Genomic DNA, 20,587 nt, shown 5'->3' with positions numbered 1-20,587 from the left:
GGGTGAGGGCCGGCAATCTAGGAGCACCATGGTCGACGTCGTCACCGGCTGCGGACATGGTGCTGGACAACGGTTGCCGATGGAGTTCCGTGAAGCCCGAGAAGGGCTGTGGGCGGGTAACGTGGTCGAAACATCGAGAGCGCACGATAGGCCCCGTGGATGTGCGACGCGTACGAGTCGGGTGCGAGTTCGTGTACGTCGCCGCGGTCGACACCTCGACGGTCTTCCAGATAGAACCGGAGGACGCGGGGCCGGTCGGTCTCGTCGGGCAGCAGTGGTCGTCGCAGCCGCAGCTGCGCATCCGCCGCTACCGCGACTTATACGGCAACCTGTGCGCACGAGCGGTACTCCCCATGGGGCGGTCCTCGCTGCGCTATGAAGCCGTGGCACTCGTGCCCGACGCCACCGACGATGCCGATGAACAGGCGCCGGAACTGCCGCCGGAAGAATTACCCGACGAGGTCCTCATCTACACTCTCCCCAGCCGCTACTGCCTGCCCGACATGCTGGGCGACGAAGCCTGGTCGCGCTTCGGCGCCGTTCCCGCCGGATTTCCCCGTGTACAGGCGATCTGCGACCACGTCCATCGCCACCTGACCTTTCGCTATGGCAGCAGTGGCCCGTTGTCGACGGCAGTTGATGTCAACACCTCCGGGTTCGGCGTCTGCCGCGACTTCACTCACCTGGCGATCTCGTTGTGCCGGGCACTCAACATCCCGGCTCGCTATGTTTTCGGCTACTTGCCGGATGTAGACGTTCCGCCGGACCTGGCGCCCATGGACTTCGCTGCTTGGATGGAGGTGTGGCTGGGGGACCGATGGTGGACCTTCGATCCGCGCAACAACCGCAGGCGCAAGGGCCGCATCGTGATCGGACGTGGACGGGACGCATCCGACGTGGCCATGGTCACCACCTTCGGCGCGCCGCTGCTGGAATCGATGATCGTGTACGCGGAGGAGGTGCCGGCATGATGCGGATCCTGGGGCGCTCGAGGTCCGCGCTTCCTTCGAAGCGCCGCCGTCCGGCGGCGTGTCACCTGCTCGACGCCGCTGCGCGCGGCGACCTCGGTGACGAGACGGGATAAAGGTCGCTGCCTGGCAGGTAGCGAGCGGTGGCGTATCCCAGAAATGCCGCAACATCGCCATTCCCTCGGCGTCGTCCCACACATGGGCGGAGACTGTCCCGCCGGACGTCGCGACGCGCGTGAATTCCGCCATGGCACGTGCCGGCTCCAGGCTAGCCGCACCGTCTCAAGCTCGGTCATGGGAAGGGGCGCGGCGTCGTGCGGCCAGGCGTGCCGGGGTCGGCCAGCGTACGTCGTGGGCCCAGCCGAGCCTTTCCATCAGCCGGATCAGCCGGGCGGAGATGTCGATCTGGCCGGGCAGCACGCCGTGGCGGGCGCAGGTGGGGTCGGCGTGGTGGCCGTTGTGCCAGCTCTCGCCGAACGACAGGATCGCCAGCGGCCAGAAGTTCGCGGCCCGGTCGCCGGCGCGGGTTTTCAGCGGCCGCTCGCCGAAGACGTGGCAGATGGAGTTGATCGACCAGGTGACGTGGTGCAGCATCGCGATCCGTACCAGGGCGCCCCAGAAGAACGCGGTCAGCGCGCCGTACCAGGTGCCGGTGGCCAGCAGCCCGATGGCGGGCGGCAACAGCAGCGAGGCCGCGACCAGCGGCAGGAACAGCCGGTCCACCCGGCCGATGTCGGCGTCGGCGAGCAGATCCTTGGCGAAGCGCCGCCGATTGGTGAGGTCACGCTGGAACATCCAGCCGACATGCGCGAAGAGCAGCCCCTTGGCCAGGCCGCGCACGCTGTGCCCGTAGCGCCAGGGCGAGTGCGGGTCGCCGTCGCGGTCGGCGAAGGCGTGGTGGCGCCGGTGGTCGGCCACCCACTGGATGACCGAGCCCTGCACGGCCAGGGACCCGGCCATGGCCAGGCCGATCCGCAGCCACCGGCCCGCCTTGAACGCGCCGTGGGTGAGGTAGCGGTGGAAGCCCACGGTGACGCCGAGCCCGGTGAGGACGTAGGCGCCGGCCGCGATCGCCACGTCGGTCCAGCTCAGTCCCCACCCCCAGGCCACCGGCACTGCGGCGGCGAGCGCCCCGAACGGCACCAGCACGAACACCCACAACGCGACTATCGCCGCGGCCGGTTTACGCCCGTCGATGATCGGCGCCGTGCCGACCTGCTCCCGATCGACGACGCCTGCACCCGTCGAAGCCATGCCAGGTTCCTCCCGTCGCGCATGCAGCGTCTTTCGCCCCCTTGGAACCAGTCCGCCTTCCCGCGCAGATGGTGGCCCACACGCCTCTGGCGCTGCTTTGGGATAACCAAGGCGATCTCATGGCGAAGGCTTCGTGCTGGGGAGTGGGGCCTCGCCTCTTACGTCGCCTGGCGTCACATCAAGCGGGCGGTGACCGGAACGGCGATACACCGCCAGGCCTGCTATCGCCACTGGTGATAAGCCTTGCTGGGATCGCACGTTTCCCCTGGCTCGCCGAGCACATTGACTGGTCAGTGACCACTCGGCGCATCTTGCGTCGCTGCCGTCGAGAGGGGCCGTGATGGCCCCGGACGCAGAAGGAACGAAGGCAGGCGCGCGGGGCGGGCCACGCCCGGATTCATCACCGGGCAACCTCCGACCCGGTGTGGCGCTGGTGCCACGTGCACCGGTGGACCGAACAGAGGAGACGAAGGAGACTTCATGCCTGTTTCTGAACGGCTGGTGAAAGATCGGCTGGACTATGACGGCGCGTCGCCGTTCCCCGGGGCGGAGGAGCACCCTCCGGCCGGCAGAGCTCAGATGGGGCTGACCGCGGCGATCGTGATCCTGCCGTTCTTCGCGCTCGGCGTCGCGATCGTCCTGGCGTGGGGGCAGGGAGTCGCGTTCACCGATCTGCTGCTGGCGGCGGGTTTGTATGGGGTGACCGGGCTCGGCGTGACGGTCGGCTTCCACCGGCTGCTCACTCATGCCTCTTTCACTGCGCGGCCGTGGTTGCGCGTGGCGCTGGCCATCGCCGGGTCGATGGGCTTTCAGGGCAACGTCATCGACTGGGTCGCCGTCCATCGCCGCCATCACGCCTTCACCGACCGGCCGGGTGATCCGCACTCTCCCTACCGGTACGGCACCGGCCTGCGCGGGCAGCTTCGGGGGCTTGCCCACGCCCATCTGGGCTGGATGTTCGCCGATGACCGAACGCCGGCCGAACGCTACGCCCCGGACCTGCTGGCCGACCCGGCCATGGTCCGGGTGACCCGCGCTTTCCCCGCGCTGTGCGCGCTGTCGCTGGCGCTGCCGTTCCTGGCCGGCTGGGCGATCACCGGCACCCTGTACGGCGCCCTGACCGCTTTCCTGTGGGCGGGGTTGATCCGCATCGCGCTGCTCCAGCACGTCACCTGGAGCGTCAACTCCCTGTGCCACGTCATCGGCAGCAGGCCCTTCAAGACCCGCCGCCACGACCGCTCCACCAACGTGTGGCCGCTGGCCCTGCTGTCGTTCGGCGAAAGCTGGCACAACGGCCATCACAGCCAGCCCAGCTGCGCCCGCCACGGCATGGAACGCGGCCAGCTCGACCCGTCCGCCGGGCTGATCCGCCTGTTCGAGCGGCTGGGCTGGGCGAGCGACGTGCACTGGCCCGACGCCGGCCGCGTCCAGCGCCGCCGAGCCGACCACCCCCAGCAGGGCCGCGTCCTGGGCGGAGACTGACCGATGTCTCTTGCGGTGTCACCGTTGGGATGGCTGCTCACGGGTGTGGCGGTGGCTGTGGTGATCGTCGCCGACCTGGTGGCCGGGCGACCCGCCGCTACCTGACCCTGCGCCGAGTCGCCATTACCAGGGGTGGCGGACACGGTCCGAGCCCTCGGCGCGTATCCAGGACGCTCGCTGCGGGGCACGCTCACCCGCGTGGAGAACGAGCAGAACCTGATCGTTTCACTGAACTCGTGAAGTCCGGCATGGTGAGATGGGTCATCGACAGGGTCCTACCCCGCTGAGTTACATCCCCGTAGGCATCACCGTGAGCTCAGGTGGGCGGTGGTGCGCTGGTCGAGGCGTTGTGCCAGGCCATGCCGGATGAGCTCGCGCAGACAACGATCGTGGGTCACGATAGCCAGTATGAGCGACGATGATGACGCGCGCGCCGAACTGGAGGATTGGAGCGAGTTCATCGGCCGGATCCGTTACGACGGTCCACGTCCTGGTGATGCCGGCGACGAGCGGTTGGCCGATGAGGCGGTGGCCGACGAGTTCTCCGGCTGGGGCCGACTCGACGGCTCTGCCGAGATGAACAATGTGGTCTGTCGTGCCTTGGAGATCGGCTACCTGCGGGCTCTGCAGGACGTGCGCGAGCAAAGGATCGCGGGGCTGGGGCCCACAGCCTGATATCGGTACGAAAGGCGCGTGCGATGGTCAGTGAAGCCCAGCCCCAGCTCACAAGGGCGGCGCGCGCGGCGATGTCCTACGGCCAAGCCCGTGCCGCATCACCTGTGCCAGGCGGGCGCCGAGGGTCGCGTCCAGGCCGGCGCGCCGGAACGACTCGACACCAGCCGGCCGACCACCGCGTCGAACTCCCCGGTCATCGGGACCGTGTGCAGGTCGTCGTGGACGAACGACACGTTGGGCAGGCCACGCTGCTCGGTGCGGTATGCGGTGAAGGCCAACGCCTTCACCGACTGGTCGATCCCGACGACTGAGCCGGTCGGACCGGCCGGCACACCTTCGTCACCAGCACATCCGGCGGCGAAGACCGGATTATCGTGAGTCCGCTTGCAGATCGAAGCCAAGGCGACCGCGGCTCAGAACCCCCGCAGCCTACATCGTTCAACGCTGGGCAGGTGCTCCTTGCGGATTATGGCGAAAGGAGCCGGCCGTGTCTGAGAATGTCGCCCTGATCATTCGATTCCGCCTGGTGGGCGGTGAAGACGTCTCCGTGATGAGCGGGGACTTCGAGGGGGAGCCGGAGGCGGTGACGGCGGTCGCTCGTGCAGTGGACGAGCGGCGCAGCCTGGTGTTGATGCGGGCGAGATATGAGCGTGAGGACGACGTGCACGGCGTGGTCATCAATCTCGCCAACGTGGTGTCGGTGCGTGTGTCGAAGACGGACAGCGCCGAGGCGGGCCAGTACCTGTAGCGGGCGGGCGGCCCCGACATGACCTCACATTGGCCAGTCGGACGATGTCCTCGGCCACCCACGCACAAGGAGGCCGGTGTTGGGTCAAAGCCGGATACCGGCAGAGAGGGAATCTAGTACGGGGGAATCGAATCAGTCATGACGGGACGTGTGCCGCGGAGCCCCAAGGCTGTGGTGGACCGGTCGGAAGGCTTCGGCGAGCGGCTGCTGGGGCAGTTGCTGGACCGGGCTCACGCCATGCCACCACAGCTCATCGCTCCGCTGGTGGCGGAGGAGGTACGCGGGATCGGCGGCCGGGATGTGTCGATCCTGCTGCAGGACTATGACCAGGCGATGTTGGTGCCGCTGCCGGGCAGGGGGCTCACGGGCGGCGATCCCTTGCCCATTGACGGGTCGCGGGCAGGTGAGGCTTTTGTCAGCGAGACGAGTGTGGAGCATCCGGTGGCCGACGGCATCCGGATGTTCCTGCCGCTGCTCGATGGCAGTGACGAGGTCGGGGTGATGGCACTGACCCTCAGCAGCGTCGACGACGATGACCGTCGATTGTTGCGACGGCTGGCCGGCCTGGTCGCCGATATGCTCGTCACCAAGAACAGTTATACAGACCAGTTCTTCCTGGCACGGCGTCGCGAGCCGATGAGTGTGTCCGCGGAGATCCAGTGGTCGCTGTTGCCCCCGTTGTCCATGGCCATTCCGCAGGTCGCGGTTGCCGGAATGATGGAGCCCGCCTATGACGTCGCCGGGGATAGCTTGGACTACGCCCTCAACGACGAAGTCCTGCACATGGCCGTCATCGACGCGATGGGCCATGGTTTGAACGCCGCTGTGCTGGCGACCGTGGCCATTGGCGCCTACCGGCACGCCAGGCGCGCCAACGTGGGGCTTGCCGAATTGTACGAATTCATGGATACCGCCATCAACGAACAGTTCGGTCCCGACCAGTTCGTCACGGCACAGATGGTGCGTCTGGACATCGGGTCTGGTTACTTGGAATGGGTCAACGCGGGGCACCCGGCGCCGTTGCTGATCCGCGGCAACCGCGTCTTCGAGGTGTTGGAGGGTGCGGGCACCCTCCCGGTCGGCTTCGGCGGTGCCGCCCCGCAGATCAACACGCGCCAGCTCGTGCGTCACGATCGGGTGCTGTTCTACACCGATGGTCTCGTCGAAGAGCACGAGACCGGCGGTGAGCAGTTCGGCGAAGAACGTCTGATCAACTGCATCGAGCACGTCGGGCCCATGTCGAGAAGCGTGCAGGAGATGGTGCGAAGCCTCTCTCACACACTGATGCGCCAGAGGAAGGGGACGACAAGTGATGACGCGAGCCTCTTCCTGGTCGAATGGTGCGGGGGGACCGCCGACCACCTCGCCGAGATCGACCTCTGACCGCTCTGAACGCGTCCCCGACCACACCTTTGACAGTGGTGCCACTTCTGCTGATGCGGTCACAGGCCTGAAGCAGAGGTTTCGCCGGTCCGGCAACGCCTGTAGCGCGTCAAATTCGCGTACGGGCCGAGGTGGGTTTTCCCGGATCTCCCGGCAGGTTCCGGCCGTCAGCCTCGACTTGAGTGTCCGCTCAACAAGGTTTTGAGTGCCTGTTCAAGACCAGACTTTGGAATGCTGGTGATCCTCTCTCAAGGACGGCACGGTGAATGGTGTTGAATGATCGACCTCCGGCGCGACCGGATCCGAACGATGACATGGATCAGGCCCTGGCCGACGTCTTGAAGGCGATTGGCACAGCCTCACGTGCACTCGCCTTTCAGAACGCGACGAGCATGGCCTGCCGCGGTGACCGCCAGCGGCTCGCCATCTGTCTTGAGTCGATGACGCCTGGTCAGCTAGATGAGGTGGCCGCCGCCGCCCGGTTGCTAAGCGCCGAGGCCGACCACGCGCTCGCCAGGAGGGATGCGTAACGAGTGTGCGGTCCGTACCGAAACGCGTGATCAGGGCGCGAAGCCGCCGCGGGCGAGCTGCTGGGTCTGTCCGCCTTCGTTGTCCCAACCGGCCAGGCTCAGCTCCTGCTCGACGGTGGCGTCGGCGGAGCTGTTCTGGTCTGCGGCGATGAGGATGTCGCCGGGACGGTTTCGGCCACGGCATGGGGTGGCCATGCCGAGCGCGTTGGCAGGTCAAGGCCCTTCATAGGCGGGAGCGTGGGCAAGCCGAGCGAGACTCATCGTCGCGGCTGATCGCCGCCCAGCGGGGCGACATGCTTCGGCCGCTGGCGTGAGTGCGCGGTTCTTCGCCGTCCCAGCATTGCGGGGAAGCGCTGGACGCACTGGGGAGGGACGGTTGCAGGGTCATTCTGGTTGACTGAAGGTCTGTCGCGAGGGAAATCCGTACACGGCCCGTCGGTGACGCGCCGACAGGCTCGCTATCGCCACAGGTGATGAGGCTAGCTGGGATTGGGCGTTTCCGCCGGCTCGCTGAGCACATTGACTGAGCACTGATCAGCCGGCGCAGCTTGCGTCGCTGTCACCGTGAGGGGGTCGTGATGACCCTGGACGCAGAAGGAACGAACGTGACCGCGCGTGCCGGCCTGAACGGTCAGGCACCGCGATGCGACCATGTCGACCTGCTTCCGGCCGTGGAGCCCGGGTTGCCCGAATGCAAGGAATGTCTGGCTCTCGGCCGGACCTGGACGCGGTTGCTGGTGTGTCTGACCTGCGGGTGGGTGGCCTGCAGCGACGATTCGCACGGGGGGCATGCCCGCGCCCACTACCAGGAGACCGACCACCCGGTGGTCGCCGCTCTAGACCCAGGCTCGACCTGGCGCTGGTGCTACGTGCACCGGCGGACCGTATAGAGACGACGAAAGAGACTTCATGTCTGTTTCTGAACGGCTGGTGAAAGATCGGCTGGACAATGACGGCGCATCGTCGTTCCCCGGGACGGAGGAGCTCTCAAGCGCTGGGCCAGGCGACGCCGCCGCAACCAGCATCACCAGGTTGCAGGCAAGCCCGATCGGGTCGTGGGCCATCTGGGCAGCCCGATGGGAGAGTCAAGGACGCCCCCGAACCACCACGGTAGCGAGCCTGGCAGACCCTCTACCATCTTGGTTTGAACGCGAAGATCGTTTGCCGGACCCTCAGTTCAGCGGGTGACGCCAAGCCTCCTTCACGGGCCCTACACCACCACATGGCACCTAGAGTGGGGAGACGGCCCGGATGGGTGCCGCCCGGGCGGGAAGGGGTGGCGGGCATGGAGTTACGTCAGCTGCGCTATTTCGTGACACTGGCCGAAGAGTTGCATTTCGGCCGGGCAGCGGCCCGCGAGCACATCGTGCAGTCCGCGCTGAGCCAGCAGATCCAGCGGCTGGAGCGCGAGCTGGGAGTGCGATTGCTGGATCGCAGCACCCACCACGTCCATCTGACCCCGGCGGGCGCCGCCTTCCTCGTCGAGGCGCGCCAGATCCTCGATCACGTGGGCCGGGCGGGGCAGGCCGCACGCAACGCCGTCGCCTCAGCGCCCACTCTGCGTGCCGGCATCATCGACGCCGGCTACGACTCCATGCCGCAGATCCTGCGCGAGCTCCAGCGCAACCATCCCGATATCACCATCCACCAGGTCGAAGCGGGCACCCCCGAGCAGTACCGGCAACTGGCCGACGGCCGCCTGGACATCGCCATCGGACACGCCTCCGAGGCTCCAGCCGAGGTGACCTCCAAGCTGATCAGGCTCGATCCGCTCGGCGTTCTGGTGCCCGACGACCACCGCTTCGCCGACCTCGACGGCGTACCCGTCGCCGCCCTCGCCGACGAACCCCTGCTGCTCGGCGAAGAGGCACAGACGCCGGAGCTCAACCAGTTCGTCATCACGCTGTGCCGCTCGGCCGGGTTCGCGCCCACCATTTACGAGGGCACCGTCGAGAGCACCCGTGCCGCGGCCGACCTCGTACTCCAGCACCGCTGCGTGCACTGCGTCCCCTCCTCCTTCCGCACCTCCAACCGGCCGGGCACCACCTGGCGGCCCCTGATCGAACCCGCCACGCACTACCCCTGGTCGCTGTTGTGGCACGACGCCAACCCTTCTCCCTACATCGCCACCGTCATCGACAGCGCCCGGCACCTCGCCGAGCGGCTCGGCTGGCTGGAACCCATCAGCCCCGCCACCGGCCCGGCGCCCGGCGAAGGTGCTTCGACAGCCACCAGCCATAGCGATGAGCCTGTCTGACACGTCACGAAGCCCTGTGATCGGTTCTGGAGATGGATCCTTCCTGGATCGCCTGTTTCCGAACGGCACACGTGAGTGTCAGCTGGAGGTGAACGAGTCCGACCGTCGGCGCCGTCACTCACACGGCCCCTGCTTCGACCGGTCCGGAAGACCGATCCCGTGCAGACATCGATGCACCGCCATAGGAGTTCGGCCATGGGCATCATCGCTTGGATCATCCTCGGGCTGGTCGCCGGGGCGGTGGCCAGAATGCTGATCCCTGGCAAGGCCCCGCAAGGTATGGGCATCACCTTCGCGCTCGGCATCGCCGGGGCGCTGCTCGGTGGCTTCGTCGCCACCCAGGTGTTGCACGTCTCGGGCATCCAGGGATTCTTCGACCTCTCCACCTGGCTGTGCGCCATCGTCGGCGCGGCAGTCCTGCTGGGCGGCTACCACCTGATCACCAGTCGGCGTCCGGACCGCCGGGTCGGTCGCCGATGACCCCGGCCCAGCACCCTCGGGAGTTCACGCTCCTGCCGCGGCGAAGGTGCTGAGTGATGCCCATGGGCGGAATCCTCACGGTGATCGCCTTCGGCGCCATCCTCACCTTCGCCCTGGCGGAGGGCTCGGTGGGCGGCCTGAACCTGCGCATCATGGGCATCATCCTGATGCTCGGCGGCGCCCTCGCGCTCCTGCTGCCCCTGCTGCTCCGCACCAGGTCACGCTGGAGCCGGTCGACCGCTCGCAGCCGGCAGGACGCCATCGATGACCGGCCACCGCACAGCCCGGCAGAGCCTCCCGGCAATCGCCGGCCCTGACCAGCGCCGGACGGCTGGTCAGGCGGGACGGACGAACGGCTGCGATTGTCACACCGTTCCTCGCGCAAGGCTGGGCGCGCCGCCATCGCCCGTACGCGGGAGCTGACATCACTAGATTCGCCGGCGAAAGATCGACCCGAGCTAAGCCTTCGGCAGGCGGTTAGGGCAGAAACAACGCCTGGAGGCAGATATGCCCACGATGACCACAATCGTCGCCGTCGCTGTGGTGGCGATCCTGGTCGCGGCACTCGGCTTCGTCATGGTGCAGCAGCGCTGGGAAGGCATTCGCCGGCGCGTCGGCCGCGGAAAACAAGCCACTTCGAACGAAGGAGACAATCGCGGCGGGGCCGAGCAGGTACCGCGAACCCGGCAAGGGCGGGGCGCCACCTTGGCCATCAAGCCGCTCACCTCCGAGTCACGGCAGGCCTGCGCCGAACGCTGGACGGCGATCCAGAAGCAGTTCGCCATCGCGCCGGGCCTCGCGGTACGTGCGGCCGATCGGCTGGTCACCGCCGCCATGGCCGAGTGCGGATATCCCACCGAAGACTTCGAGCGGCGGCAACCAGTATTGCCGGCGGCTCACGGGCGCACGTTGCACCGCTACCGGGAGGCTCACGAGATCAGCGGGGGCGTCGCCTACGGCAGCGCTTCCACCGAGGACCTGCGGCAGGCCATGGTGCATTACCACGTCCTGTTCCAGGAACTGCTCGACAACACTGGCGAACACCACCCTCGACTCGCCGACCACACCCGCGACGACCAGCCGACATCTCAGGGAGACTCCCGAAACGACTCGAGACAAGGTGACGCTGCATGAAAATGCACAATGACGACGAACGTCTCGGCGAAACCGCCGACCTGCCACCGCTCCCGCCTGAATCCGTGCTGAGGCGCGGCAAGGACGGCAAGAGCAGGCTGCCACCACCGTCCGACAAGCTCGTTTTCGGCCTTGCGGTCCAGTCCGACGCACCGCCGGTGCCGTCCGAGCCGCTGCTCAACAGCGATCCTGCCGACTGATCCACCCCGACGGCCGCCGGGTCGGGTATCACATCTCCGGCCAGGGCGAGCAGGACGCCTTATGGCCGCACCACCGCGACGGAGCTGCGCGCGTGGTACAGAACGCCGAGGGTGACGGATCCAAGCATCACGGTGCCGATCGCCCCTCGGCCCTGAGAGCCCACGACGACCAGATCCGCCTTGGCGGAAACGCTGGCGAGAGCGTCGACAGGGTGGGCGCGCCGGACGTCCTCGATCACCTGAACCTGCGGATATTGCTGCCGCCGCCTCTGGAGGACGCCTGCCGCGATCCAGCACCGGGCGGCGTGGATCTCGTCCAGGTCATGAGCGCTTTCGGGGATGTGGGCGTGTGCCGGTGGTTGCCACGCGTAGACGGCGCGCAGCGTGCTCGCGCGGAGTATCGCCTGCTCGAAAGCGTAGGCGAGGGCTGGTTCGCCGGCGTGATAGTCGTCGAGCCCGATGACGATCTCCCCGTGGGCGGTGTCGGGATCGGAGCGGACGACGACCACCGGGCCGTGCGCATGTCCGGCTACGTGGGTGCTCACCGAGCCCAGAACGGCCCCGGGGAAGCCGCCAATGCCTCTGCCACCGATCACGATCTCGGCGGCTTTGCCGGCGTGAGTCCGTAACACCGCCGCAGCGGAGCCCTGAAACAACTCGCTGGCGACCTCGATGCCGGGCTGTCGCTTGCGCGCGACCGCCTCGGCATCGGCCAGCACGCTCTCCGCGCTGAGGGCGACGGCATCGCCCGGACCCGGGTTGGAGAACTTCGCGGTCTCGTACGGTGAACGGTCCACGACGTGGACGATGCGCAGCCGGGCCTCCGAGCGTGCGGTGTCGTCGGCCGCCCACTCGACGGCCGCGGTCGCAGCGGCCGAACCGTCGGCGCCCACGACAATGACACGATTCATGGCTCCTCCAGATTTTGGGCCATCTATTTACTCATCATTCGAAGCGGTAATGTGCCGGCCTCGGACGTCCGTCCCGGAGAGTCGTGGATACGCCGTCGCCGGAGCGCCATGTCCGGCCGGCGTTTACGGCCGCAACGCGGCCTGGTCCAAGGGTGCTCTTCCGGGCCGAGAACAGGAAACAAGCAATCGCCGACCTGGCTATCACTGCAATCGACAGCAGCACCGATTCTGCCGGTGGCAACTTAATTCCTCTCCTTTCCTCGCGAAATGAAGTACAATAAAAAATACCGAGGACATTTCGTGCGTTGGCATTCAGGTTGGCGTCGCCCGCGGCGATAGACCGCTTTCGGCCCATGGTGAGGGCCTGACAGGCCAGGCAGCGATGATGACAACACTCCTCTCCCCGTCCAGACCGTCAAACTCCGTTACGGCTGCGGTCCCCACGGACCATTCCGCGCCCAGGCTCAGCCTGAACCCCCTCCTGGACCGGAGAGGCACCGTCGACGGGGCGTGGTGGCCCCGCACCCGCAATGCCGCCGCCGAACTGCCCGCCCTCATCTCCGCCGTCGACCAGCGGCTCGGCAGAGCCGTCCTGCGTGTGGGCCTGTATCAGGACGCGTGGGATCACATTCCGCGCCGTTTCCCGGCCCGCGGTCGCCAGGTCAGAGTGGGCTGGTTCCGCAGCGCGGACCCGCGCCTGATCACCCTGAGCATCGCGGGAACCGCGCCCATCACTCTGCTGGTCATTCCCCCCGGGACCGCGAACGACCCGGCCATGGCGGCCCTCACGCTCGCCGCCGCAGGCACGGTCGGCGTCCGTCCTGCTGACATCCTCCACCCCGCGGTCCCGGACGAGGGCATACCCGGCCGCGACGGCTCAGCCGCCTGGGAGAACGAGGGCGGCCGCGTTACCGATCTGGTGCCCGCACGGCCTGCCGCCACCTGAGCCCCCGCCGTGCTGCCGTTCCCGGCGGTCACCGACTTCCGATGAAGACGGACACGGCCCGATCTCTCGGCGCGGATCCGGGACGTCCGTCGCCGGGCGCGCTCCTCCGCTCGGAGAATGAGCAGGCCTGCTCGTCTGGCCGAGTCCCGGCCGCGCGTTCGCGCTGCGGGAGACTGCCGGCCATCCGGCCGGACTGAAGGTCGAGTATCCAGCGCAACTGCACCGTGGTCTCTTCTGGTGAAGTGGCTCCCGGCCATCCCGCGCTTCCTGATTGTCGGGATCCTGTTCAGCGGCAGCGCCTGGTTCAGCTGGCGGGCCGGCGGCGAAAACATGGACTTGGGGCGGCGGCGGTCTGGTCGCACTGCTCGTCCCGGCTCGATCCCGGCGGAGACGACCCAGGCGGCGGCGCCGTCCCGAGCAGAGAGCGTCTCTGATCAGCTAAGCACTCCTTGGTCCGGTTGTGGTTTCCGGGCTGAGGATGTGTTCCCACCGTGGTGGGGTGGCGTGGGCGTGCAGGTGGAAGCCCGCGCCCTGGTGCCGGCGGGCCGCGCGGGGCAGCACGCGCTGGTCCGTGTGAGCGTGTCCCTCCGGACGCTGACCCGCCGGCCCGGTGGGGCCGGGGGCGGAGGGTGCCCCGCGTCGCCTGGGCGCGGGGCGTGAGGTTGTGCGGCGCCGGGTGGGATCAGGCCATGGAGCGGATCTGCAACGGACCGTGACCGGCAGGACAGTGCTGGTCGCCGATGGGACCGCAGGTATCGGCAGGGCGGTGGGCAGGCGGACGTGAACGTCGCTCGCGGCGGGCTGGCCGACCGAACATCGGATCGGCTGTCCGTCCCAGCTTCTGTCCGGCACTTACCTCGCGTCTGATGCCCTCGACAGGGCAGCTCGAGTGGGATCAAGCTCCTGGAGGCGCATCCAACGATGTCGGGCTGCGTGCGATCTGTGCCATACCTTGTATTCCTAGGCTGAAAGTGCTTCTCCGATGTCTCGGGGGCAACAGCCACAATCAGAGAGCGAGACGCAACATGAGTGGTGCTCGCAAAACCGAAGATCATGCCATAGGCGACCCCTCCCAGACGAACGGGGCCGACGAGTGGCCCGATCACGCGGCCAACGCGCAGTGGCTCAAGGACAACCCGGACGCCATGCCGCAGGTGGGCGCCGGCCGGTGGGCCGTGTACGACCGTGCCGGCCATCTGCGCGGCCACCTCGTCGGCGACGGCCCGACCCGCGACACCCGCTTCAAGGCGATCGGCGCGACGAACGAGTGGTCGCCTTCTGACCAGGCGCCGGGCTATGGCATCACCCTGCACGATGCCGGGGCCTACCTCCTCGACACCAGCGTGGGTGGTAGGCAGCCCGATGAGGGAGCAGGTGACTAGCGCCACAAGGGCAGCGATTTCCCTGCGATGGATAGACGCGGCTTCGGGGGCCTCAAGGGTGTTGCTCAGCAGCGTGGGCATGCCCCCGCACGGTGAGACCGCTGCGGGTTCGGCGCGGGCGCCCAAGTTACCCCCGAAGCGAGAGACCTGTCTGGCCGGGCGTTGGTGAAGATCGAGCCGATGGCGCTGTAGTTCCAGTTCGAGGGCGCGGGCTGGGGCGCTCCCTCGCGCGACCACAGGACGTCCTTGACCTCCAGGCGCACGAGTCAGGGCGTTGTGCCGCCGGAAACGGCGGCCGGCAATCGGGATGCCCCGGCCTGATCCCCGCGCGGCCTGCGGACTGACCCCCAAAGAATGGAACGCCTCGACGTCACGCCCGGGAAGCGGCGCGATCAAGGGCCACCCTTCTTGGGGTGATCGCGGTCACCGCCTGGGCGGCCGCAGCCCTACGTGCGGATCGCATTGCGGTGTCTCGCGTACAGAACGTGTAGGGGTTGTGTACGCCTCCTTTCTGAAGTGCGATCACAGAGTCAAGATCCCCAGGAAGGAGCCGGCATGTTCACTTCATGGCAGGGTGGCGCTGATGTCATCCGAACGATCGCGGCCATGACAGTCGTGACCAGCACGCTCGCTGTGAGTGGGGTGGCGACGGCGGACGTCGCTCGTGAGATCTGTACCTACCGTCCGACGCCTCTTCCCGGTATGCCAGGCGCCGCCAACGATTTTGCCTTTGTGACGTCGACGGACGGGGCGGGTCATTTCGCCGGAATGGGCTACTGGGGTTCGGAGGAGGAACCTGAGTCCCACATCGGCATGGTTTGGAAGGACGGCCAGGTGGTGGGCAACTTCGGCTCCCTCAGCTCCGTCAGCGACGTCAACCGTTCCGGAACCGCCGTCGGCGGGACGGAAATACTGGAGCCGTTACTGCTGCACAACGGCAAGCTGAGCAAGATGGGCCGGCCGCCCGGGAACACCCGGTATTTCGCCCAGGCGAGCGCCATCAACGACGCCGGCCTGATCATCGGTGGCGCCAAGTTCGACGACGGCACCGAACACGCTGTGGCGTGGTCGGCCGGCAACCCGCGGAATCCGTGGGACCTGGGCATCACGGGCCGGCCCTGGGCACTGAAGGACATCAGCGACAGCGGTCAGATCGTCGGCACGGTTCAGGCGGGCGCCCGGACTCGCGCGGTGACCGGCACCGTTGACGCCGGGCTGAGGCCGCTGGGCGGAGTAGAGCCCGGCGCCGACAGCACGGCGACCGATATCGCAGGTTCGTTCATTCTGGGCAAGGGGACCGTTCCGGGCCGGGGTGCCGGCTGGGTGCTGTGGCGTGACGGCGTGCCGAGCCTGTTGCCGACCACGGCGACACTCCAGGACGTGAACAGCTCCGGGGTCGTCGTCGGTTATGAGGTGACTAACGGCGTCCCCACCTCGGCCGTGGTCCTGAACGGCAATACCCGTATGGTGCTGCCCCCGCTGCCGGGGTACCGCCATGCCGACGCACTCGCCGTCACGGAGGACGGCCGCGTCGCAGGGCGGAGCCATGACGGCCAGTACCATCGCTCCGCGGCGACCGTGTGGACCTGCCTCTGACGGCTTGCGCACCAAGTCTCCTGGCCCGAGTTCTGGCTGTTGGGCAGGTTGAGCCGGACTGAGACGCTCTGGCGTGATGCTGGATAGTTCGCTACGTTACCCCCGGCAGTTCCGGGGGCCGACGCTCTGCCCTGCACCGACGACGGTGACCTGGGCAGGGCCTTCCGGCGCCGTGGCGGCGGCCGTGCACACGATCTGCTCGACGGCCAGTGTGGACAGTTCGCCGGCCGCAGTGGACAGGGTCACCACCAAGCCGCCGGCCGGCGTGGCGGTCACCGAGAACGGGCCGGCTTCGGGCGGGACGTCGGTGGTGAATCCGCGCGCCTGTTCCCTCGCGGTGGGTCCGGCTGCCAGCAGCGCGAGCGTGTCCGCTTTGAACAGTGGCCGACTGGGCCCGGGCCGCTTCACCGCGCTGAGCCGGCCGTTCTTCACCAGGTAGAGGGTGATCGTCGTGGTTGGTGCGACGGATCCGCTCGGTGGGGCGCCGACTTCGATGACGTCGCTGGGGCGCACGCCGCAACCGGCTGCGGCGACGAGCGACACGAGGCCCGCGGCGAGCACGCGGCGGGCGAGTCCGGTCCTCACTCGGGGCCTCCGTCCGGATCGGGTGAACGGCGTGGCAGGCGCAGCGTGAAGATGGCGCCGCCGTCCGGGGCGTTGGTGACGGTGAGGTCGCCTCGGTGCAGGCGCGCGTTCTCCCGCGCGATGGCCAGGCCCAGGCCGCTGCCCTCGGACCTGGCCCTGGCCGCGTTGGCCTTGTAGAACCGGTCGAACACGTGCGGCAGCACCGCTTCGTCCAGCCCCGGTCCGCGGTCGCGGACCTCGAGAGCGATCCAGTGCGGGTCGGCGCAAAGCCGTACCGACACCGGTGGCTCGCCGTGCCGCAGGGCGTTGCCGACCAGGTTCGCGAGGATGACGTCCACTCGGCGCGGGTCCAGCCGTGCCGTCACCGCGGGTGGCAGCTCGGTGTGCACCGACTCCGACCAGCCCCGGGTACGCAGGGTCGCGCGCACCAGCTCGGCCACGTCGACCTCGTTCAGCGCGAGGGCCGCGACGCCGGAGTCGAACCTGCTGATCTCGATGAGGTCGTTCACCAGAGCGGTGAGGTTGAGCGTCTCCTGGCTGACCAGCCTGGCGGCCCTGCCGGCGTGCTCGGGCAGCCCGGCCGCCTCCTCGTCGAGGACGTCGGCGACCGCGGCGAGCGCGGCCAGCGGCGTGCGCAGCTCATGCGACACGTCGGCCACGAACCGGCGGGCGTCGGCCTCCATCGCGCGCAGCTGCTTGACGTGCCGTTCCAGCTCCGCGGCGGTGTTGTTGAACGTGCGTGCCACGTCGGCCAGCTCGTCGGAGCCGCGCACCTCGATCCTGGTCCGCAGCTCGCCCTCGCCCAGCAGGCGTGCCGCCCGGCCGAGCTCGCGCACCGGGCGCAGCACGCCACGGGCGGCCAGCAACGCGAGGACGACCGCGAACGCCAGGGCCGCCCCGCCGGTGAGCCAGGCGCGTGCGGCGAGCTCGTCGATGCTGCGCTGCTCGGGCATCAGGCTCCGCGCGGTGTAGACCTCGATGCCGGACACCCGCGTCGTGCCGTCCGACTCGACGATCAGCAACGGCGCGCCGATGATCAGGATGGGCTCGCCCCGCCACACCACGCGTTGCCACGCGATCTCACCGCCGGCCACCGCCCGCCGCAGCCCCTTTGGAAGCACCCCGGGATCCAAGTTCGGCGCGTTCCCGCCCGGCCTCCAGAGCCCCCGCGGCAACCCCCGCGGCAGGCCCGGCGGGCCCGGCGCCGGGTCCGGCAGCGAGTGCGCCTCCTGGTAGACGGCGACCGCGCGGCTGTTCCCGTCCGTCATGGTGCCGGCGATCTCGTTGAGATCGGCCTGGCCCGGTGTCGCACTCCGCAACGGGTAGAGCGCCTCCAGCCGGCTTCTCATCGCCTGCAGCGCGGCATCCTGGGTCCTCTCCAGGATGTCGTTGCGGGCCTGGAGGTAGGTCCCGCCGGCCACCGCCGCCGCGGTGACCACACACAGCAGTGCGAACGCGAACAACAGCCGGGCCCGCAGCCCCAGGGTCGGCCAAGATGCCACCGCCCGGCTCACACCGGCCCGAACCGGTAGCCGAACCCACGCACCGTCTGGACGTAGACGGGCACCGCCGAGTCGTCCTCGATCTTCGCGCGCAACCGCTGCACGCACGCGTCCACCAGACGCGAGTCGCCGAAATACCCGTGCTCCCACACCGACTCCAGCAGCTGCTGGCGGCTGTGCACCCGGCCCGGCGTGCCGGAGAGCTCGAGCAGCAGGCGCAGCTCGGTCGGGGCGAGGCCCACCGGCACGCCGCGTTTGACGACCGTCAGCCCTGCCCGATCGATGGTCAGGTCCCCGTGCCGCTCCAGCTCCGCCTGGTCCCGGCCGATCCGCCGGAGCACCGCGCGAATGCGTGCATCGAGCACCCTGGGCTGCACCGGCTTGACGACGTAGTCGTCGGCGCCCGCCTCCAACCCGGCCACCACGTCGATGTCGTCGCCGCGCGCGGTCAGCATGATGATCGGTACCTCCCCGGCGGCCCGGATGCGACGGCAGACCTCGAACCCGTCCATGCCAGGCAACATCAGATCGAGCACGACGACGTCGGGAAGGTCCGTACGCAGCCGCTCCAGCCCCTGCTCGCCGGACTCCACCGCGCGCACCCCGTGCCCATGCCGGGTCAGGGCCAGCTCAAGGCCCTCCCGCACGGCCGGGTCATCCTCGATCAACAACACTCGCGACACGCCGCCGAGTATCACAGCACGCTCCGTAACTCGCCCGCCGGGTCAAACCCCATCCACTGTCGGCCAGCCGTGTCCCCGCCTCGTCCGCGCCATGTCATGGTTGTGTCACGGTCGCGCCGATGGTGGCCGCCGTCGAGAAACGATGACATGCGGCGGACAACGCACGCATATTCGGCGCCAATCGTAGTTCGTCATGGACGAACCACGCATCATCCCACCTCGGCCCCGTGACCGGCTGTACGCCGCGGTCACGCTGGTGCTCGCCGTGCTCCTGCTGCCCGCGGCGTTCGCCCGCCGTCCCGGCCGCGCCCGCGAACTGGCCTGCCGCTGGGCGTTGCGGATGCGATTCCCCGCCGAGGACCTCACCGGGCTCACCGACGGCGCCAAGGCGGCGTTCACCGCGGCGCGCACCGAGGCGCTCTGGCGTCACGGCCAGCTCGTCGGCCTCACCTCGGGATACCGCGATCCCCTTGTCCAGCAACGGATGTTCGACGAGGAGGTGCGCCGCGCCGGCTCCCCGGCCTCGGCACGCATGCTCGTGTTACCACCGGCGGAATCCAACCACGTCAAAGGCATCGCGCTGGACGTACGCCCTCACGAAGGCGCGCGCTGGCTCGAGGAACACGGCGCCCGCTACGACCTCTACCGCATGTACGACAACGAGTGGTGGCACTTCGAGCACCGCCCAGAAAGCGGCGGGACGCCACCACGACGACTGCCCCACCCCGGCATGGGCTACGTAAGCGAGAACGGGGAGCAGCTGTAGCCCAGGTCCGGGTCCACCCATGTGCGCCATTTGGTGATGTTGGCGGGTTTTGTGTCCCGTCTCAGCTGACCTGACGCACTCCAGGCCATGACCTGGCAAGTGCGTCAGGTTCGCTGAGACATGACACCGCCGGTTGCGAAGGCGGCCGGCGAAATGCCGGCCACGAGGGTCTGGGCATCGGGCACAGGCCTGATCGGGCGCCCGGGCAGCGCGCGGGCACGACGCCATGAGCCGCCACCCGGAGGCATACTGCGCGGTGTCTGGCCGCGAGGAGGGGGTGTTCGCAACCAGACACCGCACGCCTTACGCGACAGCCGTCCCCGGGAAGGTCTGTCACTCACTGTTCATGATACGCACCTGACTCGTTACTGTCTGTAGCATCACCGGATTTTTGGACGACAGCGGCGCGGGTTGATCTTCGTACGTCTTCGGCTCCTGGGAGGGCGGCACGACAGAGGGCGCTTTCGAGCCGCCCGGCCGCACCGATCGCCCTTGACGCCTTGGATGACGCTATATGGCGGCATGTGCGAGGTTGTCATGACGCCATAGTGGTGCCATCATGGCGTCATGGACCTTGCGCCGTATGTCGACAACCTCCGCCGCGAACTCGCGATCGCCGCCGGGGCAGGCGGTGAGGAAGCTCGCGCGCTGGCCGAGCGTCTCGCCGCGGCGCTCGAGCCGGCGGCCCGGCTCGCCCTGCTGGAGGCGCTGTCCGCCGCCGCGGACGAGATCACCCGCGACCTCGCCCCGGGATCGGTCGAGGTGCGCCTGCGTGGGCGCGACCCCGGCTTCGTCGTGACGCCACCGCCGGTGGGCCAGCCGTTCGAGGAGGCGAGGGAGACGGGGCGGGCCGAGCGGCCGCCCGCCCCGCCACCGCCACCACCGGACGCCGACGATGGCGGGACGTCGCGGATCTCGCTGCGCGTCCCCGAGCACCTCAAGCCGCGCATCGAGGAGGCGGCCGCCCGTGACGGGCTCTCCGTCAACGCCTGGCTCGTGCGCGCCGTCTCCGCCGCGCTCGATCCCGAAGACGCGGGCCGCCGCTCCGGCGGGCGCGCGGCCCCGCAGACCGGCAAGCGCTACACCGGCTGGGTGCGCTGATGAC

At 68.6% G+C, this 20,587-nt stretch carries 24 protein-coding genes; 17 read left to right on the top strand and 7 right to left on the bottom strand.

The window, feature by feature from the left end:
- The first annotated feature begins 191 nt into the window (after positions 1-191).
- The gene (locus ACIBX3_RS48280; protein WP_397127453.1) at positions 192-971 is read left to right on the top strand and encodes a transglutaminase family protein; all 780 of its coding nucleotides are present in this window, start codon (positions 192-194) and stop codon (positions 969-971) included.
- A gap of 279 nt (positions 972-1,250) precedes the next feature.
- Here ACIBX3_RS48280 and ACIBX3_RS48275 read toward each other — a convergent pair whose 3' ends face one another.
- Positions 1,251-2,222 (bottom strand): acyl-CoA desaturase, encoded by a 972-nt coding sequence (locus ACIBX3_RS48275; protein WP_397127452.1) that lies wholly within the window; start codon positions 2,220-2,222, stop codon positions 1,251-1,253.
- Between the two features lie 480 nt (positions 2,223-2,702).
- Between ACIBX3_RS48275 and ACIBX3_RS48270 the strand changes: the two genes are divergently transcribed.
- Positions 2,703-3,704 carry an acyl-CoA desaturase gene (locus ACIBX3_RS48270; RefSeq protein ID WP_397127451.1) on the top strand — a complete coding sequence of 334 codons (1,002 nt, stop codon included), beginning with the start codon at positions 2,703-2,705 and terminating at the stop codon, positions 3,702-3,704.
- Between the two features lie 408 nt (positions 3,705-4,112).
- Positions 4,113-4,379, top strand: a complete 267-nt coding sequence (locus tag ACIBX3_RS48265; RefSeq protein ID WP_397127450.1) for a hypothetical protein — start codon at positions 4,113-4,115, stop codon at positions 4,377-4,379.
- A gap of 98 nt (positions 4,380-4,477) precedes the next feature.
- Here the strand turns inward: ACIBX3_RS48265 and ACIBX3_RS48260 are convergent, their stop codons facing one another.
- Positions 4,478-4,711 carry a class I SAM-dependent methyltransferase gene (locus ACIBX3_RS48260; RefSeq protein WP_397127449.1) on the bottom strand — a complete coding sequence of 78 codons (234 nt, stop codon included), beginning with the start codon at positions 4,709-4,711 and terminating at the stop codon, positions 4,478-4,480.
- Between the two features lie 155 nt (positions 4,712-4,866).
- Here ACIBX3_RS48260 and ACIBX3_RS48255 point away from each other — a divergent pair, with 155 nt between their 5' ends.
- The 3 genes from ACIBX3_RS48255 (at position 4,867) to ACIBX3_RS48245 (ending at position 7,040) form a co-directional block, all read left to right on the top strand.
- Complete coding sequence (locus tag ACIBX3_RS48255; RefSeq protein WP_397127448.1) at positions 4,867-5,127, top strand: hypothetical protein; 261 nt, start codon at positions 4,867-4,869, stop codon at positions 5,125-5,127.
- Positions 5,128-5,265: 138 nt separating this feature from the next.
- On the top strand, positions 5,266-6,510 hold the full coding sequence (locus ACIBX3_RS48250) for a PP2C family protein-serine/threonine phosphatase (protein ID WP_397127447.1): 1,245 nt from the start codon (positions 5,266-5,268) through the stop codon (positions 6,508-6,510).
- A 266-nt stretch (positions 6,511-6,776) separates the two neighbouring features.
- Complete coding sequence (locus ACIBX3_RS48245; protein ID WP_397127446.1) at positions 6,777-7,040, top strand: hypothetical protein; 264 nt, start codon at positions 6,777-6,779, stop codon at positions 7,038-7,040.
- 30 nt (positions 7,041-7,070) lie between these two features.
- Here the strand turns inward: ACIBX3_RS48245 and ACIBX3_RS48240 are convergent, their stop codons facing one another.
- A complete protein-coding gene (locus ACIBX3_RS48240; protein WP_397127445.1) occupies positions 7,071-7,235 on the bottom strand; it encodes a hypothetical protein in 165 nt (54 codons plus the stop codon).
- A 410-nt stretch (positions 7,236-7,645) separates the two neighbouring features.
- On the opposite strand from ACIBX3_RS48240, the gene ACIBX3_RS48235 reads away from it, so the two are divergent.
- From ACIBX3_RS48235 to ACIBX3_RS48210, 6 genes are all read left to right on the top strand, one after another.
- A complete protein-coding gene (locus tag ACIBX3_RS48235; RefSeq protein WP_397127444.1) occupies positions 7,646-7,930 on the top strand; it encodes a UBP-type zinc finger domain-containing protein in 285 nt (94 codons plus the stop codon).
- Between the two features lie 395 nt (positions 7,931-8,325).
- Positions 8,326-9,297 carry a LysR family transcriptional regulator gene (locus ACIBX3_RS48230; protein WP_397127443.1) on the top strand — a complete coding sequence of 324 codons (972 nt, stop codon included), beginning with the start codon at positions 8,326-8,328 and terminating at the stop codon, positions 9,295-9,297.
- Between the two features lie 195 nt (positions 9,298-9,492).
- Entirely contained in the window at positions 9,493-9,777 is a 285-nt protein-coding gene (locus ACIBX3_RS48225; protein WP_397127442.1) for a GlsB/YeaQ/YmgE family stress response membrane protein, read from the top strand.
- 56 nt (positions 9,778-9,833) lie between these two features.
- On the top strand, positions 9,834-10,094 hold the full coding sequence (locus ACIBX3_RS48220; protein WP_397127441.1) for a hypothetical protein: 261 nt from the start codon (positions 9,834-9,836) through the stop codon (positions 10,092-10,094).
- 190 nt (positions 10,095-10,284) lie between these two features.
- Positions 10,285-10,911: a hypothetical protein gene (locus tag ACIBX3_RS48215; protein ID WP_397127440.1), complete on the top strand. Its 627-nt coding sequence runs from the start codon at positions 10,285-10,287 to the stop codon at positions 10,909-10,911.
- A complete protein-coding gene (locus ACIBX3_RS48210; protein ID WP_397127439.1) occupies positions 10,908-11,111 on the top strand; it encodes a hypothetical protein in 204 nt (67 codons plus the stop codon). The genes ACIBX3_RS48215 and ACIBX3_RS48210 overlap by 4 nt, the downstream gene beginning before the upstream one ends.
- 59 nt (positions 11,112-11,170) lie before the next feature.
- Here ACIBX3_RS48210 and ACIBX3_RS48205 read toward each other — a convergent pair whose 3' ends face one another.
- Positions 11,171-12,022, bottom strand: coding sequence for a universal stress protein (locus tag ACIBX3_RS48205; protein WP_397127438.1), 852 nt, complete (start codon positions 12,020-12,022; stop codon positions 11,171-11,173).
- Between the two features lie 385 nt (positions 12,023-12,407).
- On the opposite strand from ACIBX3_RS48205, the gene ACIBX3_RS48200 reads away from it, so the two are divergent.
- The 3 genes from ACIBX3_RS48200 to ACIBX3_RS48190 all read left to right on the top strand — a co-directional run bounded on the left by ACIBX3_RS48200 (position 12,408) and on the right by ACIBX3_RS48190 (position 15,946).
- Positions 12,408-12,968 carry a DUF5994 family protein gene (locus tag ACIBX3_RS48200; protein WP_397127437.1) on the top strand — a complete coding sequence of 187 codons (561 nt, stop codon included), beginning with the start codon at positions 12,408-12,410 and terminating at the stop codon, positions 12,966-12,968.
- Between the two features lie 1,025 nt (positions 12,969-13,993).
- Entirely contained in the window at positions 13,994-14,350 is a 357-nt protein-coding gene (locus ACIBX3_RS48195; RefSeq protein ID WP_397127436.1) for a hypothetical protein, read from the top strand.
- Positions 14,351-14,905: 555 nt separating this feature from the next.
- Positions 14,906-15,946 carry a hypothetical protein gene (locus ACIBX3_RS48190; protein WP_397127435.1) on the top strand — a complete coding sequence of 347 codons (1,041 nt, stop codon included), beginning with the start codon at positions 14,906-14,908 and terminating at the stop codon, positions 15,944-15,946.
- Between the two features lie 96 nt (positions 15,947-16,042).
- Here the strand turns inward: ACIBX3_RS48190 and ACIBX3_RS48185 are convergent, their stop codons facing one another.
- From ACIBX3_RS48185 to ACIBX3_RS48175, 3 genes are read right to left on the bottom strand one after another with little or no spacing between them, the layout of a single operon-like run.
- A complete protein-coding gene (locus ACIBX3_RS48185; RefSeq protein WP_397127434.1) occupies positions 16,043-16,531 on the bottom strand; it encodes a hypothetical protein in 489 nt (162 codons plus the stop codon).
- Entirely contained in the window at positions 16,528-18,033 is a 1,506-nt protein-coding gene (locus ACIBX3_RS48180; protein ID WP_397127433.1) for an ATP-binding protein, read from the bottom strand. Before ACIBX3_RS48180 ends, ACIBX3_RS48185 begins: the two co-directional genes overlap by 4 nt.
- 8 nt (positions 18,034-18,041) lie before the next feature.
- On the bottom strand, positions 18,042-18,716 hold the full coding sequence (locus ACIBX3_RS48175) for a response regulator (protein WP_397127432.1): 675 nt from the start codon (positions 18,714-18,716) through the stop codon (positions 18,042-18,044).
- Between the two features lie 193 nt (positions 18,717-18,909).
- Between ACIBX3_RS48175 and vanY-N the strand changes: the two genes are divergently transcribed.
- Both vanY-N and ACIBX3_RS48165 read left to right on the top strand, forming a co-directional pair.
- Positions 18,910-19,482, top strand: coding sequence for a D,D-peptidase/D,D-carboxypeptidase VanY-N (vanY-N, locus tag ACIBX3_RS48170; RefSeq protein WP_397127431.1), 573 nt, complete (start codon positions 18,910-18,912; stop codon positions 19,480-19,482).
- Between the two features lie 567 nt (positions 19,483-20,049).
- The gene (locus ACIBX3_RS48165) at positions 20,050-20,583 is read left to right on the top strand and encodes a hypothetical protein (protein WP_397127430.1); all 534 of its coding nucleotides are present in this window, start codon (positions 20,050-20,052) and stop codon (positions 20,581-20,583) included.
- The last annotated feature ends 4 nt before the right edge of the window (positions 20,584-20,587 follow it).

The organism is Nonomuraea sp. NPDC049480, assembly GCF_044465905.1.
Taxonomy (GTDB): Bacteria; Actinomycetota; Actinomycetes; order Streptosporangiales; family Streptosporangiaceae; genus Nonomuraea.
This window is presented reverse-complemented; position numbering and strand designations above follow the sequence as displayed.

Bases quoted from the DNA above. Each gene is read 5' to 3' on its own strand.
- ACIBX3_RS48275 (WP_397127452.1), bottom strand. From the start codon at position 2,222: ATGGCTTCGACGGGTGCAGGCGTCGTCGATCGGGAGCAGGTCGGCACG.
- ACIBX3_RS48270 (WP_397127451.1), top strand. From the start codon at position 2,703: ATGCCTGTTTCTGAACGGCTGGTGAAAGATCGGCTGGACTATGACGGC.
- ACIBX3_RS48265 (WP_397127450.1), top strand. From the start codon at position 4,113: ATGAGCGACGATGATGACGCGCGCGCCGAACTGGAGGATTGGAGCGAG.
- ACIBX3_RS48250 (WP_397127447.1), top strand. From the start codon at position 5,266: ATGACGGGACGTGTGCCGCGGAGCCCCAAGGCTGTGGTGGACCGGTCG.
- ACIBX3_RS48245 (WP_397127446.1), top strand. From the start codon at position 6,777: ATGGTGTTGAATGATCGACCTCCGGCGCGACCGGATCCGAACGATGAC.
- ACIBX3_RS48240 (WP_397127445.1), bottom strand. From the start codon at position 7,235: ATGGCCACCCCATGCCGTGGCCGAAACCGTCCCGGCGACATCCTCATC.
- ACIBX3_RS48230 (WP_397127443.1), top strand. From the start codon at position 8,326: ATGGAGTTACGTCAGCTGCGCTATTTCGTGACACTGGCCGAAGAGTTG.
- ACIBX3_RS48225 (WP_397127442.1), top strand. From the start codon at position 9,493: ATGGGCATCATCGCTTGGATCATCCTCGGGCTGGTCGCCGGGGCGGTG.
- ACIBX3_RS48220 (WP_397127441.1), top strand. From the start codon at position 9,834: ATGCCCATGGGCGGAATCCTCACGGTGATCGCCTTCGGCGCCATCCTC.
- ACIBX3_RS48215 (WP_397127440.1), top strand. From the start codon at position 10,285: ATGCCCACGATGACCACAATCGTCGCCGTCGCTGTGGTGGCGATCCTG.
- ACIBX3_RS48210 (WP_397127439.1), top strand. From the start codon at position 10,908: ATGAAAATGCACAATGACGACGAACGTCTCGGCGAAACCGCCGACCTG.
- ACIBX3_RS48205 (WP_397127438.1), bottom strand. From the start codon at position 12,022: ATGAATCGTGTCATTGTCGTGGGCGCCGACGGTTCGGCCGCTGCGACC.
- ACIBX3_RS48200 (WP_397127437.1), top strand. From the start codon at position 12,408: ATGACAACACTCCTCTCCCCGTCCAGACCGTCAAACTCCGTTACGGCT.
- ACIBX3_RS48195 (WP_397127436.1), top strand. From the start codon at position 13,994: ATGAGTGGTGCTCGCAAAACCGAAGATCATGCCATAGGCGACCCCTCC.
- ACIBX3_RS48190 (WP_397127435.1), top strand. From the start codon at position 14,906: ATGTTCACTTCATGGCAGGGTGGCGCTGATGTCATCCGAACGATCGCG.
- vanY-N (WP_397127431.1), top strand. From the start codon at position 18,910: ATGGACGAACCACGCATCATCCCACCTCGGCCCCGTGACCGGCTGTAC.
- ACIBX3_RS48165 (WP_397127430.1), top strand. From the start codon at position 20,050: ATGGACCTTGCGCCGTATGTCGACAACCTCCGCCGCGAACTCGCGATC.